The following is a 13,871-nucleotide window of genomic DNA, read 5'->3' as shown; positions in this document are numbered from 1 at the left end:
TGGTGCAACCTGAGGGTTGCGGGGAGACGCTGGTGGCGAACAGTCCCGAGTACGGCGACTTCCCGGTGCGGGTCGAGAAGGTCGATCCGCCGACGTACCTCGCGTATCGGTGGGCGAGTGCCTTTCCGGGGCAGGAGTTGCGGGACGACAACAGCACGCTGGTGGAGTTCACGCTCAGCTCCGAAGGTGACCAGACGCGCCTCAAGGTCGTGGAGAGCGGCTTCGCGGCCTTGTCCGGCGCCGTGGACGTGCGCGATCAGGCATGGAAGGACAACTCGAGCGGCTGGCCGATGGAGCTGGATGCTCTGAAGAAGCGCGCGGAAGAGCCATCCGTGTGACCAGCAGTGACACCGAGGCTGTCGACGGTGTGCTGACCGCGTTGGCTGATCCGACCCGCCGCCGGCTGCTGGATCTGCTCGCGTCCAGGGCGAAGCGACCGCGACGATCCTCGCCGAGCGACTGCCCGTCTCGCGGCAGGCGGTGGTCAAGCATCTCTCGGTGCTGGACGCCGTCGGGCTCGTCGCCGGCAGCCGGATCGGGCGTGAGGTGCGGTACTCGGTCCGGCCTGCAGCGCTCACTGCGACGGCGCAATGGACGTCCGCGCTCGCGGCCGACTGGGACCGGCGACTCGCGGCCATCAAGCAGGCCGCCGAAGCCGCGGAGGCCGCCGAGACCGCAGAGGTCGCAGAGTCCGCCGGGGGTTCTGCTGGACACACCTGACCTGGTTGTCAATGGCCGCCGACGATATGGTTCACGGTAAGCCCTTTCCGCCGGATCGCCTCGGAGGCACCCTTGACTTCCAGCCAACCCATCAGGTTCGCCGCCGTCGGGCTCGACCACGCGCACATCTTCGGGCAGGTCGCCGGCCTGCTCGCGGCCGGTGCGACGTTCGTCGGGATGGCCACCGACGACCCGTCGGCAGCGGTCGCGGGCACGATGCGGGAGCGGTATCCCGACGTACCCGTGATCGAGGATCCCGACGAGTTGATCGCGCAGGACGGGATCGACCTGATCGTGACCGCCGCCGTCCCGGACCGGCGCGGGCCGATCGCGGTCGCGGCGCTGCGGGCCGGCAAGGACGTGATGGCCGACAAGCCCGGGTGCGTCACCCTCGAGCAGCTGGAGGAGGTCGAGAAGGCGGTCGACCAGAGCGGCCGGTTCTGGTCGGTGACGTTCTCCGAGCGGTTCGAGGTCAAGTGCGTGGTCAAGGCCGGTGAGCTGGTCCGCGAGGGCCGGATCGGCACCGTCGTACAGACGCTCGGGACCGGGCCGCACCGGATCGGGGACCGCGGTCATCTCGCCGGTGGCGGCGGCCGTCCGGACTGGTTCTACGACAAGGCCCGGTACGGCGGCATCCTGACCGACATCGCCTCGCACCAGATCGACCAGTTCCTCTGGTTCACCGGCGCGCGGACCGCCGAGGTGGTGACGAGCGCGGTCGGGAACTTCGCCAACCCCGACGAGCCGGGTCTGCAGGACTTCGGCGAGCTCCTGCTGCGCAGCGGCAACGCCCAGGGCTACATCCGCGTCGACTGGTACACCCCGGACGGGCTGCCGACGTGGGGCGACGGCCGGCTGACCGTGCTCGGCACGGAGGGCTACATCGAGATGCGCAAGTACGTCGACATCGCGGGCCGGGACGGCGGCAACCACCTGTTCCTGGTGGACAAGGACGGCACGCACTACATCGACTGCTCGGACGTCGAGCTGACCTACTACTCCGACGTGCTGAACGACGTCCGAAACCGGACCGCCACCGCTGCGCCGCAGGAGCACACGTTCGAAACCATGCGGCTGGCGCTGACCGCCCAGCAGAACGCCGCCGTCCGCGGAGCCGCCCAGTGACGGTGAGGATCGCGATCGTCGGCTGCGGCAACATCAGCCGCCGGCACGCGGAGGCCTACGCGAACACCGGCCGGACCGAACTCGTCGGTGTCGCGGACATCGTCGAAGCGAAGGCGCAGGAGCTGGCCGGCAAGTACGGCGGGACGCCGTACGCGAGTGTGACGGAGCTGCTGGCGGCGGAGGACCCGGATCTGGTCTCGGTGACGACACCGCCCGGCAGTCATGCCGAGATCGCGATCGAGATCCTCGCCGCGGGCAAGTCGGTGCTCCTGGAGAAGCCGCCGGTGCTGAGTCTGGCCGAGATGGACGCGGTTGCGGAGGCCGAGCGGGTGAGTGCCGGCTCGGTGTGGGTGATCTTCCAGCACCGGCACGGATCCGGCGCGCTGCGTGCGGCCGACCTCCTCGGCCGCGGCGCGCTCGGCCGTCCGCTGGTCGCGGTCTGCGAGACGCTGTGGTTCCGGCCGCTCAGCTATTTCGACCCGGACTGGCGCGGCACGTGGGTCGGCGAGGGCGGCGGGCCGACGCTCGGGCACGGCATCCATCAGATCGACCTCCTGCTGCATCTGCTCGGGCCGTGGCGGACGATCAACGCCACCGCCGTACGGCTCGGTCGGCCGGTCGAGTTCGAGGACGTGTCGATGGCGTCGGTGATCTTCGAGAGCGATGCGGTCGGGACAGTGATCAACAGCCTGCTGTCGCCGCGGGAGCTGAGCAGGATCCGGATCGACACTTCCGGTGGAACGCTCGAGGTGAACCACGTCTACGGCTACTCCGACGGGGACTGGACGTTCCACCCGGCCCCCGACGCGGCGAAGGCGGCGGCGCTCGGCATCGATCCCGGAGTCCGGAAGACAGCGATCGAGTCGAGTGTGGCCGACGATCCGTGGACCGCGTCGGCGGGTGACGATGTGCCGAGCAATCACGAAGCGCAGATCAGCCGCCTGATCGACGACCTGCAGGCCGGCCGGTCCCACGAGACCACCCTGGCGGGCACGCGGCCGACGATGGAGTTCGTCACCGCGCTCTACGCGTCGGCGATCACCGGCCGACCGGTCCACCGCACCGACCTGACACCGGACCACCCGTTCTACCAAGCCCTCCACGGCAACACCCCGAAAACCGAACTCAGCGAGTCGTTCCGCACCTGAGGGCGGACCGCTGCGCAGGCACAACCCGCCTTTGGAGCGGTCCAACTGGCCATTCAAGGGGTTTCAGCCGCGTGGGCCCAGTGGGTCTTCGGTGGGAGGTGTGGGGGTGCGGCGGGTGGTGTTGGTGAGGGAGCGTTCGGGGAGCCAGATGACGAAGGTGGTGCCGATGCCCAGTTCGGAGTGGAGGGTGACGGTGCCGCCGTGGGATTCCGCGATCTGGCGGACGATGGCGAGGCCCAGACCCGCTCGGCGCTGGCCCGTCGATGGGTCGGTGGGAGGGACGGTGGCAGGAGGCTGTTGCTGGCCGGCGCGGTAGAAACGGTCGAAGACGCGGTCGGCGTCGTCGGGAGCGATGCCGGGGCCCTCGTCGCGGATCGCGATCCAGGCCCAGCCGTTGCGGCTGCCGACCGCGAGCACGAGTTCGCTGCCGCCGCGGGCGAGGCGGACCGCGTTCGAGAGCAGGTTGTCGACGGCGCGTCGCAGCGCGGACGCGTCCCCGGCGGCGGTCGGGCCGGGCGAGAGGCGGCGTACGACGTGCAGCTCGCGATCGGCTGCCAGCAGTTCGTACTCCTCGGCCGCCTCGCCCGCGATCGTGGCGAGGTCCACGTCGGCGTCGACGAAGGCCGGTGACGACCGCCGGGCCGACGCAAGCAGGTCCTCGACGAGGCGGGTCATCCGCTGGATCGCGCGGCCGACGATCGCGGTGGCCTGGGCGCGGTCGTCCGGCGGCGTGTCGTCGTGCGCGAGGACGGCGTCGACGTTCGCCTGGATCACGGCGAGCGGGTTCCGGAGTTCGTGGGAGGCGTCGTCGACGAGCTGGCGCTGGGTCAGGAACGCCGTCTCGAGCCGGCCGAGCATCCCGTCGACGGTGTCGGCCAGGTTGCGCAGCTCGTCGTGCGGTCCTTCGAGGGCGATCCGGCGGGACAGATCGGTCGCGGAGATCTCCTGTGCGGTCGCCGTGATCCGCCGTACCGGACGCAGTACCCGGCCCGACAACCACCAGCCGGTGCCGAGGCTGACCAGGAACAACGCGCCCATCCCGGCCGCGGAGTAGTCCCGCAGGGTCTGGAGCGTCTGGTAGTTCACCGCGGACTGCACACTCGAGAGCTCGGCGGCCTGGATCACCTCGCCCTGCTTCAGCTGGATGTTGCCGTGGGCATCCTTGTAGTACTTCTTGACCGGGATCTGGTCCAGCGGTTTCGGCTCGAGGATCTGCGACAGCGCGACGTACACGCCGCCGAGCAGGAGCGCGGACAGCGCGATGAGTACGGCGGAGTACGTGAGCGTCAGGCGGAACCGGATGGTCTGCGCCCAGAGCGGAAGTTTCATGTTTCACCTCTGAGGCGGTAGCCGCGGCCGATCACGGTTTCCAGGATGGGGTCTTCGCCCTCGCGCGCGAGTTTGCGGCGCAGGGTGCCGACGGTGACGCGCACGGTCTGGGTGAACGGGTCCGCGTTCTCGTCCCAGACGTGTTCGAGCAGTTCCTCGGCAGAGATGACGTGCCCGGGGCGTGACATCAGGTAGCGCAGGATGCCGAACTCCTTCAGGGTCAGCGGGAGCTCCCGTCCGGCGCGGGTGGCGAGATGGCGGGACGAGTCCAGCACGAGGTCGCCGACGTGCAACTGCGTCGTACCGTTGGTGACGTCGCGGCGGAGCAGGGCGCGGATCCGGGCGAGCAACTCGACGAGCGCGAACGGCTTCGTCAGGTAGTCGTCGGCGCCTTCGTCCAGCCCGCGGACACGGTCCGCCAGCGAGGCGCGCGCGGTCAGCATCAGGACCCGCAGCTCCCGTCCGGACGCCACCTCGATCTCGCCGCGGCGGACCGCGCGGCACAGGTCGAGGCCGCTGGTGTCGGGCAGCGTGATGTCCAGGATCGCCAGGTCGTACGGCGTGGTCGCGAGCTTCTCGATCGCCTCGGCGCCCGTGGTGGCCGCGTCCACGGCGTACCCGGCCCGGCCGAGTCCCGAGCGCAGCGCGCTGACCAGGCCTTCCTCGTCCTCCACCACAAGTAGTCGCACGCAACCAAGGTAGCGGGGGAGCCGAGTGCCGCCGCTCTGCGCTTTCGCCGGGCTTTCGGTCGGCTTTCCGGTCGTTTTCGTGGCCTCTTGATGAGCTGTGGCCAATCGAAGCGAAGGAGATCCTGATGAAACTCCCGGTAAAACGACTGATCCTCGGTAGTGCGGTGGCGGTCGCGGCGCTCGGCGCCGGCGGGATCGCGTACGCGGCCGGCAGCGACCCGGCGGTTCCCGAGCAGGGCTACGTGACGGTCGAGGAGGGTGCGACCACGCCGTCGCCCTCGAAGGACTGCCCGGAGAAGAACGGCAGCGGCGCCGGCGAGGGTACGCCACAGCCGTCCGAGCAGAACCCTGCTGGAAACGCATGAATGCGGCAACGCTCGAACACGCCTTGTTCGAGGTGAAGCGGGTCGTCGTCGGGCAGGACCATCTGGTCGAGCGGATGCTCGTCGGGTTGCTGGCCCGCGGCCACTGCCTGCTGGAAGGCGTGCCGGGAGTCGCGAAGACGCTCGCGGTCCGCACTCTGGCGGAGGTGATCGGTGGGCAGTTCTCGCGGCTGCAGTTCACCCCGGACCTGGTGCCCGGCGACATCATGGGCACCCGGATCTGGCGGCCGTCCGCGGAAGGGTTCGACACCGAGCTCGGTCCGGTGTTCGCCAACCTGGTCCTCGCGGACGAGATCAACCGTGCGCCGGCGAAGGTACAGTCCGCGTTGCTCGAGGCGATGGCCGAACACCAGGTCAGCATCGGCGGTACGTCGTACCCGCTGCCGGAACCGTTCCTGGTGCTCGCGACCCAGAACCCGATCGAGTCCGACGGGGTGTACGCGTTGCCCGAGGCACAGCGGGACCGGTTCCTGCTGAAGATCACGGTCGACTACCCGACACCGTTGGAGGAGCTGACGATCCTGCAGCGGATGAGTGCGCATCGCCCGCACGCGAACGCCGTACTCACGCCGGAGCAGGTCGCACAGTTGCAGGAGGCAACGGACGACGTGTTCGTCCACAACGCGGTCGCCGAGTACGTCGTACGCCTGGTGCACGCGACCCGGGTGCCGGCGCAGTACGGGATCCAGGACCTGGCCGGCGTACTGGAGTTCGGCGCGAGCCCCCGGGCCACGCTGGGACTCGTCGCGGCCGGCCGTGCCTTGGCGTTGCTGCGCGGGCGGGACTACGTGTTGCCGGCCGACGTGTACGACGTCGCGCTCGACGTGATGTCGCACCGGCTGGTGCTCACGTTCGACGCGCTGGCCGACGGGGTCGATCCGCGGTCGGTCGTCGCGCGGATCCTGCAGACCATCGAACAGCCGCACGTCGTACCCGCCGACGACGCTCAAGGGTCGGCGGCATGAACGACCTGCTGGCCGGCCGGGAGCGTGCGCTGCGCGCACTCGAACTGACGGTGAAGCGCAAGCTGGAAGGCTTCCTGCACGGCGAGATCACCGGTCTGCGCAGCGGTCCTGGCAGCGAGCCCAACGAGGCGCGTCCGTACCAGGCAGGCCAGGACGACGTACGGCGGATGGACTGGAACGTCACCGCCCGCTCGCTGGAACCGCATGTGCGCGCACCGCTGGCCGAGCGGGAACTGGAGACGTGGGCGTTGCTGGACGCGTCGGCGAGCATGGACTTCGGAACCGCGCTGAGCGAGAAACGCGACGTGGCCATCGCTGTCGTCGGGGCGGTCGGTCTGCTGTCCGACCGCCCGGGCAACCGGCTCGGCGTACGGATTGCCCTGGGCAACGACCTTCGCCGGCTCCCGGCGGCGTCCGGCGCGGTCCAGCTTCGCCGAACCCTCCGCACCCTGCTCTCCCTCCCGCGCCCCGAACCCGGCACCTTTCCCAGAACAGATCTGGGTCACGCGATCGGCCGCCTGAACCGCGATCACGCACGCCCCGGACTGCGGGTGATCGTGTCGGACTTCCACGAAGACGACTGGTCGGACCAGTTGCGCAGGCTGGCCGCCCGCCACGAGGTGATCGCGGTAGAAGTGCTGGACCCCCGCGAGCTGGAGCTCCCCGAGGTCGGCCTGCTGACACTCGTCGATCCGGAGACCGGCCGGCGCCGCGAGGTCCAGACCGCGAACCGCAAACTCCGCCGCCGGTACGCCGACGCGATGGCCGCGCACCGCTCGAAAACCGCCCAGGCGATCCGGTCCGCCGGTGCGGCGCATCTCGTACTGCGCACCGACACCGACTGGGTCCGTGATGTCGCGGCGTTCACCACCGCGCGGCGCCGGGCCGGCGTACGGCGGAACCCGACTGCTGTGAGGACCAGATGAGATTCGAGCAACCCCTGTGGCTCTGGCTGCTGGTGCTGGTCGTCGCGCTCGTGGCGGCGTACCTCATCGCCCAGCGACGCAGGACGAAGTACGCCGTCCGCTTCGCGACCCTCCCGATGCTGGAGAAGGTCGCCCCTGTACGGCCCGGCTGGCGCCGGCACGCGCCGGCCGCGGCCTTTCTCGCCGCGCTGACCGTACTGACGATCGCGATCGCCCGGCCGGTCGCCGACATCCGGGTCCCACGCGAGCGCGCCACCGTGCTGGTCGCGATGGACGTCTCGAACTCGATGGCGGCCACCGATGTCGCGCCGAACCGGTTCGAGACCGCCAAGCAGGCGGCGATCGAGTTCGTGCGGGACCTGCCGGAGAAGTTCAACGTCGGGCTGGTGTCGTTCGCGCGGACGGCGACCGTGGTGTCGGCGCCGAGTACGAACCATCAGGCGACGGTCGACGCGATCAACAGTCTGCAGCTGCGCGACTCGACAGCGATCGGGGACGCCGTCCTCACCAGCCTGCAGGCGGTCCGGTCGATCGACCCGGACGATCCGCCGCCGAGCCGGATCGTGCTGCTGTCCGACGGCGGCAACACCGCGGGCCGCCCGGTCGACGAGGCAGCCGAGGCGGCGGCGCAGGCCGGCGTACCGGTGTCGACGATCGCGTACGGCACACCTGAGGGGACCGTGAACCTGGAAGGGCGCGACGTTCCGGTTCCTGCTGACACCGAGGCGTTGAAGGGCCTCGCGGACGCGACCAGCGGATCCTTCTACGAGGCCGAGAACGACGAGCAGTTGCGCGACGTGTACTCCGACCTGCAATCCTCCATCGGCTGGACCACCGAGCCCCGCGAGATCACCAACCTGGTCGCGGGCATCGCCCTCGCCGCAGCACTCCTGGCCGCCCTCGCCTCGCTGCTCTGGTTCTCCCGCCTCCCTTGATCAGGAGCCCTCATGCCACCCCACCTAGGCAACCCCTTCCGAGGCCCCGACTACATCCCAGGCCCACCACCTTCCGGCTCCGTCACCCCGGCCACCGTTCGGGAGAGGATCCCCTCATTTGTTCCCTCCCCTCCCGCTGCGGCACCTCCGGCCGGGGTGACGGTCACCCCACCCATCCCGCCGTTGGCCGCTCCACCTCGCGCGGGCCGTCGGCGAGCCGGTCTCATCGTCGGCACGCTCGCCCTCTCCATCGCAGCCGGTGGACTGGCCGGCGCCGTCACCGGCTCCCGCGACTCCGCACCCGTCGACCTCCCGCAAGCCGCGGCCCCACCGGCAGCAGCCCAAGGCTCCATCACCGCGGCCGCCGCGAGCGTCCTACCAGGAGTGGTCTCAGTACGCGCGGGCCGCGCAACCGGCTCCGGGTTCGCGATCGACCAGCAAGGTCACGTGGTCACCAACGCCCACGTCGTGGAAGGAGCGAGTGATGTCTCATTGGTCCTGTCGAACGGCCGTACCGTCGACGCCCGCGTCATCGGCGCGGACGAGGACAACGACCTCGCCGTACTCCAGGTCTCGACCGCTGACGCCGCGGGCCTGCGTGCGCTCACGCTCGGCCGGTCCGCACAACTCCGGGTCGGCGACCCGGTGCTGGCCGTCGGATCCCCACTCGGCCTGGAAGGAACCGTGACCGCCGGCATCGTCAGCGCCGTCGACCGACAGGCCCGCTTCGGCGACAACAACACCCGCCAGTCCGCCATCCAGACCGACGCCGCCATCAATCCGGGCAACTCCGGCGGCCCCCTCGTCAACACCGCCGGCCAGGTAGTAGGCGTCAACACCGCCATAGCCACCCTGGGAACCACCCGAGCAGGCAACATAGGAATCGGCTTCGCCATCCCAGTAGACCGAATGACCACCATCGTCAAGTCCCTCCTCGACTGACAACCAGTCCGTCCCCCAGGCCGGAGCCTCAGTCCCGATAGAGGCCGTCGTCGCCGGTTGTCCGGCGACCCGGGTCCGAGCCGACCGGTGTGATGGTGATGTCGTAGTCCTCGCTGGACTCCCAGACGACCGCGTCGTAGTGGGTGGTGCGACCGCGTGCGAGGACGCGGACGAGGTGAAGTCCTGGGGTGGGTGGTGTGTAAACCACGTACGCCGGTCCTCCCATCGGGGGCACGAGGTAGAGGTCACCCTCAACAGGTATGACGAGCTGCTCACCGACCTCCCACCTATCACCGGCCGTTGCCAGGTCCGGCAGCGGCTCGACGCCGATCCGAACCGTCACGTTGACCGGACCGTCAGCGCAACCAGTGCGAACAATCACCGCGGACGGCACCTGTGGATCCAGCGCCAGAACCGGCCCAACGGTGGCGGGGTCGAGAACAGGACTCGCGTCTTGTACCACCAGATAGAACTGGTGGTACGAGACCTCGATCTCGTACGCCGAATCCGTCACTCCACGAACCTAGCCGGTGGGACCTGCAGGTCGACAGTACGTATATGTCTGCTACGCGCGGGCGTACGCCTGGCGGCTGGCTGGATTGCCGGGCGGTGGGCGTATACGTACTGTCGAGCTGCAGAACATCCGAGGTGCAGTCGACGGGGTCGGCCTCAGCTGTCTCACCACCGATCGGGACATTAAGGTTTCGGCTTCATCTTCTCGTGGCGGGCGGGGGCCTCTGTCACACTCGCGGCATTCGTCAGCCCGAACAGAAGGGTTCCGCCCATGCCCTCGAAACTGTCTGTCAGAATCTCCGCGGCAGCGTTGGCCGCGGCATCCGTCGTCGTCGCGCCCACGGCGTCGGCGGCACCTCGCTCTGCCGATGCGCACCCGAGTCCGGCAGCGGCCGAGGTGAAGTTGCCTGCTGAGGTTGCGGGCGTTCTCGGCGCTTCCAGCCGGGCTCTGGTCGACACGGTCGCCGCCGACGCGTTGGGCAGGTCACAGATGGGCCGAGGCGTCGCCCCTTCAGTTGCCCTCAGCAAGCTTGCCGAACAGGGCCGGAAGGTCGTCGTCGACGTCCGGTGGGCCGCGCCGGGCTGGGCGCGGGGCGTGGCGTACGTCGAGGCGCCCGCCACCGATGGCGCTCATCCGGAAGGCTGGCTGTACATCGCGCGCAACGTCGGTGGTCGCTGGGTCAGCGGAGTCGAGGGTGACGGTGAGTTCGCGGAGTACATCGACTCGTCGCCACTTGTCGGCACTGCAGAACGCCGGACGATGACGGCGTACGCGCAACACCAAAGCGCGATCACCACGGCCAACACCGGTGGGTTGTTGCTGCCGTGGATGCCGAACTACTACATGACTGTCACCGGCGGCCCGCACGCCAGCGATGGTGTGAACGGCTATTGGAGCAGCTTGGACCTTGCCGGCGGCAACGCGAGCGGGCGCGTCCGATCCTCCCGCGACGGCACTGCCACGTCCATGTGCGGCGCCGGTGGTGGCTGGACGCGGGTGATCCACCCGAACGGCTTCTCGACGGACTACTACCACATGTACAACGCCACCTACTACAACGCGACCCAGGTCGGCACGAGCGCGCTGCTGGGCACCATCGGTCGAGACGTCTGCGCCGGCGGGTCTGCGACGGGCGACCACGTCCACTGGAGTCTGCGGACGTACGACGCCAACTACAACGGCACGTACACCTGGCTGCACGGCCGCACCATCGGCGGCTGGACCTGGTGGAACGGCTCGAGCCAGTACACCGGCTGCGCAACCCGCCTCGGCGTCACCGCCTGTCCGGGTACCGCGATCTACAACCGCACCAGCTGACCCCATGCTTACAATCGGCCGTGGCGCGCTATCAGCTCGAGCCTGGCGACTACGGACTGGTGCGCTTCGCGGTCTCGCCGCTCACTGAGCTCGCCAACTCGCTGCGCGCGCTGCGGTCGCCCACCAGTTACCCGTTCCAGGCTCCCTGGTACGCCGCCGCGTGCCGGGTCCGCGATCAACTTCCGCTCGATGTGCTGAGCGGGCTGATCGGCCCGAACTTCGACACCCCCGACCTGTTCAATCCGCGGGTAGGCGTACCGCTGACCATCGACGCTCAGCTCGCCTACCTGCGGGACCAGGATTTGCGGACCCTCGGTGCGGACATCGAGTTCGCGGTCGGCGGCGTACCCCGTCGGCTGGGATCGAGCGGGCGATCCTTCGGCGACCGGTTGGCCGACGCGCTGGCGGCGTACTGGCGATCGGCGTTTCAGCCGCACTGGCCGCGGATGCGCGCGACCCTCGACGCCGACGTTGCGGTCCGCGCCAGATCACTGGCCGCGGAGGGAGTGATCGCCACCCTGAACCGTTGTGGACCAGGCATCCGCGCTGACCCGACGTCCATCACAGCCCAGATCCTGAACGGCCACGACGACCTCACCCTGTCCACACGGGGCGACCGATGTTCGTCGTACCGTCGCTGTTCACCCTGAGCAGCTCGACCCCGCTGACCGACTCGGACCCGATGGTGGTGTACCGGGCGACCAACCAGCGGGCGATGTGGTCCGACGCCACCGTCCCCGGCGGCGCGGGACTGCTCAGTCCGCACCGCCTGCGCTACCTCCGAGCCATCGGCCCCGGCCAGTCGACGACCGCACTGGCCGAACGGTTCGGCGTCTCCCCATCGGCCGCAAACCAGGCCCTCCGCGCCATGGCCGCACAGGGTCTGGTCCGCCCACGCCGCGACGGCCGAGCCGTGATCTACGAACGCACTCCGCTCGGAGATCAACTCGCCGAATAGAGGATCGGGTTCAGGGGGGACTGGGGGATCTGGCCGATCTCGGTGTCTGGCATCCAGTTGGCGAGGTCGGCTGTTTGGTTGCGGTTGGTCGGTTCGGTGGTGCGGAGGTCGGCGTCGAGGTAGATGACGGTCATGACGCGGCGCGGCTCGGTGCCGCGGTTCGGGCCGGCGTGGTGGAAGGTCCAGCCGCGGTGGAAGCTCGCGTCGCCGAGTGCGAACGGTTCCACGACGTCCTCGAAGTGCTGCTCGGCCACGGCGTTCTGGAGTTGTGCCTCGGACTCGTCGGAGATTGGGAGGTCGCGACCGAAGGCGAAGTTGTGGCTGCCGCGGGCGAAGGCGAGCGGGCCCATCTCCAGCGGGGTCTCCTGCAGCGGCAGCCAGAGCGTCACGCACCGGTCGGACGACAGCGGCCAGTAGTACTGGTCGGCGTGCCACGGGGTGATGCCGCCGCTCGGCTCCTTGTACAGCGCCTGGTCGTGATAGAGCCGTACGGCGTGAACCCCGAGGAGCTGCGCCGCGATGCCGGCCAGGCGGCGGGCGAACACGAGGTCCTTGACCTTCTCGTTCTGCCGCCACAGGTTCGTCACCTGCAGGAACGCCTTGCCGTACGTGTCGCGCTCGGCCAGCGGCAGGTGCTGGGTGTTCAGCCGGATCACCTCGGAGGTGATCGTCGGCTCGTACTGCGCGATCGTCTCGGGGGTGAGTACGCCGGACAGGTGCACGAACCCGTCACGGTTGAAGTCGGCGGTGGCGGTCGGCGGCAGGCCGTCGTACGGCGTCTCGAGCTCCTCGACGGAGATGTCCGTGGTCGTCATGGCATCCACGATTCCAAGCCGAGATCTCGGGTGCTACGCCGCTGATACCCAGTTCTGGTACTCAGTTGCCCACTTAGAATGTGTGGATGAAGCCGCGCTACGAACGGCCGGGCGTCCCCAGTGGTACGACGTTCACGTGCTTCACGAGGCGTGAACGGGGCTTCGACTTCGCCTGGCACTTCCACCAGGAGTACGAGCTCACGCTCATCTCGGCAGGATCGGGAACGAGGTATGTGGGTACCACCGTCGAGCGGTATCTCCCGGGTGACCTCGTCCTCCTCGGACCCGATCTGCCGCACACGTACGCGTCCGAGCAGTCCGAGCAGCCGTCCGAGGCCGCGGTGACACAGTTCCGGCACGACTTCCTCGGTGCGGGTTTCTTCGACCTCCCGCAGTTCGCAGCCGTCCACGATCTCCTCGAGGGTTCGGCCCGCGGGCTGGCCTTCAGCGACGTCGCACCGGAACTGCGAGCGGACATCGCCGGTCTCCCGCAACTCACCCCGTCGGCCCAGACGACGCGGCTTCTCGACGTACTGCGTCGCCTCGCCGACACCACCGCGACCCCGATCACCGGCGCCGGGTACGCCGCGGCGCCGAGCACCGCCGTACGTGATCGGATCGATGTCGTGGTCCGGTACCTCCAGAAAGCTCATACCGAACCGGTGCTCCTGGACGAGGTCGCGGCGCTCGTGCACCTGTCGCCGACGTCGTTCAGCCGCTTCTTCCGCCGTGCCATCGGCTGCACGCTCACCGACTACGTCAACCAGTTGAGAGTGGAGACAGCGTGCCGTCTGCTCACGACGACCTCGCTCCCGGTGACCGAGGTCGCGGCGCGCAGCGGGTACCGGAACCTCGCCAACTTCAACCGCCGGTTCCGCGAGCTGAAGGCGATGCGCCCGACCCACTACCGAGCCGCCCACCCCACCTGCTGAACGCGGAGCCTTCTACCACAGACCATTTAGTTGCCTAGCGCAATGTCCACAGGGAGTTGTGCTTGTGGATAACAGATTCCCTTGAAAATAAGGGGTTCTGGCTTTGAAAACTGTCGGTGGGGGTGTCTAGGCTTTGATGCATGGACAAGCCGCCTGAGTTGATGAGCGACGCC

At 69.0% G+C, this 13,871-nt stretch carries 17 protein-coding genes; 13 read left to right on the top strand and 4 right to left on the bottom strand.

Going from position 1 to position 13,871, the window contains the following annotated elements:
- Positions 1 to 32: 32 nt before the first annotated feature.
- From E0H50_RS41810 to E0H50_RS41795, 4 genes are all read left to right on the top strand, one after another.
- Complete coding sequence (locus E0H50_RS41810; protein ID WP_202868576.1) at positions 33 to 338, top strand: SRPBCC domain-containing protein; 306 nt, start codon at positions 33 to 35, stop codon at positions 336 to 338.
- A gap of 142 nt (positions 339 to 480) precedes the next feature.
- Positions 481 to 720, top strand: coding sequence for a hypothetical protein (locus E0H50_RS44140; RefSeq protein WP_238151706.1), 240 nt, complete (start codon positions 481 to 483; stop codon positions 718 to 720).
- A 72-nt stretch (positions 721 to 792) separates the two neighbouring features.
- Complete coding sequence (locus tag E0H50_RS41800) at positions 793 to 1,845, top strand: Gfo/Idh/MocA family protein (RefSeq protein WP_131296810.1); 1,053 nt, start codon at positions 793 to 795, stop codon at positions 1,843 to 1,845.
- Entirely contained in the window at positions 1,842 to 2,993 is a 1,152-nt protein-coding gene (locus E0H50_RS41795; protein WP_131296808.1) for a Gfo/Idh/MocA family protein, read from the top strand. Before E0H50_RS41800 ends, E0H50_RS41795 begins: the two co-directional genes overlap by 4 nt.
- Before the next feature lie 63 nt (positions 2,994 to 3,056).
- Here E0H50_RS41795 and E0H50_RS41790 read toward each other — a convergent pair whose 3' ends face one another.
- Both E0H50_RS41790 and E0H50_RS41785 read right to left on the bottom strand, forming a co-directional pair.
- A complete protein-coding gene (locus tag E0H50_RS41790) occupies positions 3,057 to 4,322 on the bottom strand; it encodes a sensor histidine kinase (protein WP_131296806.1) in 1,266 nt (421 codons plus the stop codon).
- A complete protein-coding gene (locus E0H50_RS41785) occupies positions 4,319 to 5,011 on the bottom strand; it encodes a response regulator transcription factor (protein ID WP_131296804.1) in 693 nt (230 codons plus the stop codon). Before E0H50_RS41785 ends, E0H50_RS41790 begins: the two co-directional genes overlap by 4 nt.
- 125 nt (positions 5,012 to 5,136) lie before the next feature.
- Here E0H50_RS41785 and E0H50_RS41780 point away from each other — a divergent pair, with 125 nt between their 5' ends.
- From E0H50_RS41780 to E0H50_RS41760, 5 genes are all read left to right on the top strand, one after another.
- On the top strand, positions 5,137 to 5,376 hold the full coding sequence (locus E0H50_RS41780) for a hypothetical protein (RefSeq protein WP_131296802.1): 240 nt from the start codon (positions 5,137 to 5,139) through the stop codon (positions 5,374 to 5,376).
- Positions 5,373 to 6,359: an AAA family ATPase gene (locus E0H50_RS41775; protein WP_131296800.1), complete on the top strand. Its 987-nt coding sequence runs from the start codon at positions 5,373 to 5,375 to the stop codon at positions 6,357 to 6,359. Before E0H50_RS41780 ends, E0H50_RS41775 begins: the two co-directional genes overlap by 4 nt.
- Positions 6,356 to 7,285, top strand: a complete 930-nt coding sequence (locus E0H50_RS41770) for a DUF58 domain-containing protein (RefSeq protein ID WP_131296797.1) — start codon at positions 6,356 to 6,358, stop codon at positions 7,283 to 7,285. Before E0H50_RS41775 ends, E0H50_RS41770 begins: the two co-directional genes overlap by 4 nt.
- On the top strand, positions 7,282 to 8,220 hold the full coding sequence (locus E0H50_RS41765; RefSeq protein WP_131296795.1) for a VWA domain-containing protein: 939 nt from the start codon (positions 7,282 to 7,284) through the stop codon (positions 8,218 to 8,220). The genes E0H50_RS41770 and E0H50_RS41765 overlap by 4 nt, the downstream gene beginning before the upstream one ends.
- A 183-nt stretch (positions 8,221 to 8,403) precedes the next feature.
- Positions 8,404 to 9,162: a S1C family serine protease gene (locus tag E0H50_RS41760; protein WP_238151705.1), complete on the top strand. Its 759-nt coding sequence runs from the start codon at positions 8,404 to 8,406 to the stop codon at positions 9,160 to 9,162.
- A gap of 28 nt (positions 9,163 to 9,190) precedes the next feature.
- Here E0H50_RS41760 and E0H50_RS41755 read toward each other — a convergent pair whose 3' ends face one another.
- Positions 9,191 to 9,676, bottom strand: coding sequence for a hypothetical protein (locus E0H50_RS41755; RefSeq protein ID WP_131296791.1), 486 nt, complete (start codon positions 9,674 to 9,676; stop codon positions 9,191 to 9,193).
- A 270-nt stretch (positions 9,677 to 9,946) separates the two neighbouring features.
- Here E0H50_RS41755 and E0H50_RS41750 point away from each other — a divergent pair, with 270 nt between their 5' ends.
- From E0H50_RS41750 to E0H50_RS41740, 3 genes are read left to right on the top strand one after another with little or no spacing between them, the layout of a single operon-like run.
- A complete protein-coding gene (locus tag E0H50_RS41750) occupies positions 9,947 to 10,993 on the top strand; it encodes a M23 family metallopeptidase (RefSeq protein ID WP_131296789.1) in 1,047 nt (348 codons plus the stop codon).
- Between the two features lie 20 nt (positions 10,994 to 11,013).
- Complete coding sequence (locus tag E0H50_RS41745; protein WP_131296787.1) at positions 11,014 to 11,643, top strand: hypothetical protein; 630 nt, start codon at positions 11,014 to 11,016, stop codon at positions 11,641 to 11,643.
- Positions 11,613 to 11,951 carry an ArsR/SmtB family transcription factor gene (locus tag E0H50_RS41740; RefSeq protein WP_131296785.1) on the top strand — a complete coding sequence of 113 codons (339 nt, stop codon included), beginning with the start codon at positions 11,613 to 11,615 and terminating at the stop codon, positions 11,949 to 11,951. The genes E0H50_RS41745 and E0H50_RS41740 overlap by 31 nt, the downstream gene beginning before the upstream one ends.
- Here E0H50_RS41740 and E0H50_RS41735 read toward each other — a convergent pair.
- Positions 11,936 to 12,766, bottom strand: coding sequence for a phytanoyl-CoA dioxygenase family protein (locus E0H50_RS41735; protein ID WP_131296783.1), 831 nt, complete (start codon positions 12,764 to 12,766; stop codon positions 11,936 to 11,938). The genes E0H50_RS41740 and E0H50_RS41735 overlap by 16 nt on opposite strands.
- A gap of 86 nt (positions 12,767 to 12,852) precedes the next feature.
- On the opposite strand from E0H50_RS41735, the gene E0H50_RS41730 reads away from it, so the two are divergent.
- The gene (locus E0H50_RS41730) at positions 12,853 to 13,698 is read left to right on the top strand and encodes an AraC family transcriptional regulator (RefSeq protein WP_131296781.1); all 846 of its coding nucleotides are present in this window, start codon (positions 12,853 to 12,855) and stop codon (positions 13,696 to 13,698) included.
- The last annotated feature ends 173 nt before the right edge of the window (positions 13,699 to 13,871 follow it).

Source organism: Kribbella sindirgiensis (assembly GCF_004331435.1).
Taxonomy (GTDB): Bacteria; Actinomycetota; Actinomycetes; order Propionibacteriales; family Kribbellaceae; genus Kribbella; species Kribbella sindirgiensis.
This window is presented reverse-complemented; position numbering and strand designations above follow the sequence as displayed.

Excerpts from the sequence above, each read along its gene's own strand:
- E0H50_RS41740 (WP_131296785.1), top strand. The coding sequence starts at position 11,613 with ATGTTCGTCGTACCGTCGCTGTTCACCCTGAGCAGCTCGACCCCGCTG.
- E0H50_RS41775 (WP_131296800.1), top strand. The coding sequence starts at position 5,373 with ATGAATGCGGCAACGCTCGAACACGCCTTGTTCGAGGTGAAGCGGGTC.
- E0H50_RS41765 (WP_131296795.1), top strand. The coding sequence starts at position 7,282 with ATGAGATTCGAGCAACCCCTGTGGCTCTGGCTGCTGGTGCTGGTCGTC.
- E0H50_RS41790 (WP_131296806.1), bottom strand. The coding sequence starts at position 4,322 with ATGAAACTTCCGCTCTGGGCGCAGACCATCCGGTTCCGCCTGACGCTC.
- E0H50_RS41750 (WP_131296789.1), top strand. The coding sequence starts at position 9,947 with ATGCCCTCGAAACTGTCTGTCAGAATCTCCGCGGCAGCGTTGGCCGCG.
- E0H50_RS41735 (WP_131296783.1), bottom strand. The coding sequence starts at position 12,766 with ATGACGACCACGGACATCTCCGTCGAGGAGCTCGAGACGCCGTACGAC.
- E0H50_RS41770 (WP_131296797.1), top strand. The coding sequence starts at position 6,356 with ATGAACGACCTGCTGGCCGGCCGGGAGCGTGCGCTGCGCGCACTCGAA.
- E0H50_RS41780 (WP_131296802.1), top strand. The coding sequence starts at position 5,137 with ATGAAACTCCCGGTAAAACGACTGATCCTCGGTAGTGCGGTGGCGGTC.
- E0H50_RS41730 (WP_131296781.1), top strand. The coding sequence starts at position 12,853 with ATGAAGCCGCGCTACGAACGGCCGGGCGTCCCCAGTGGTACGACGTTC.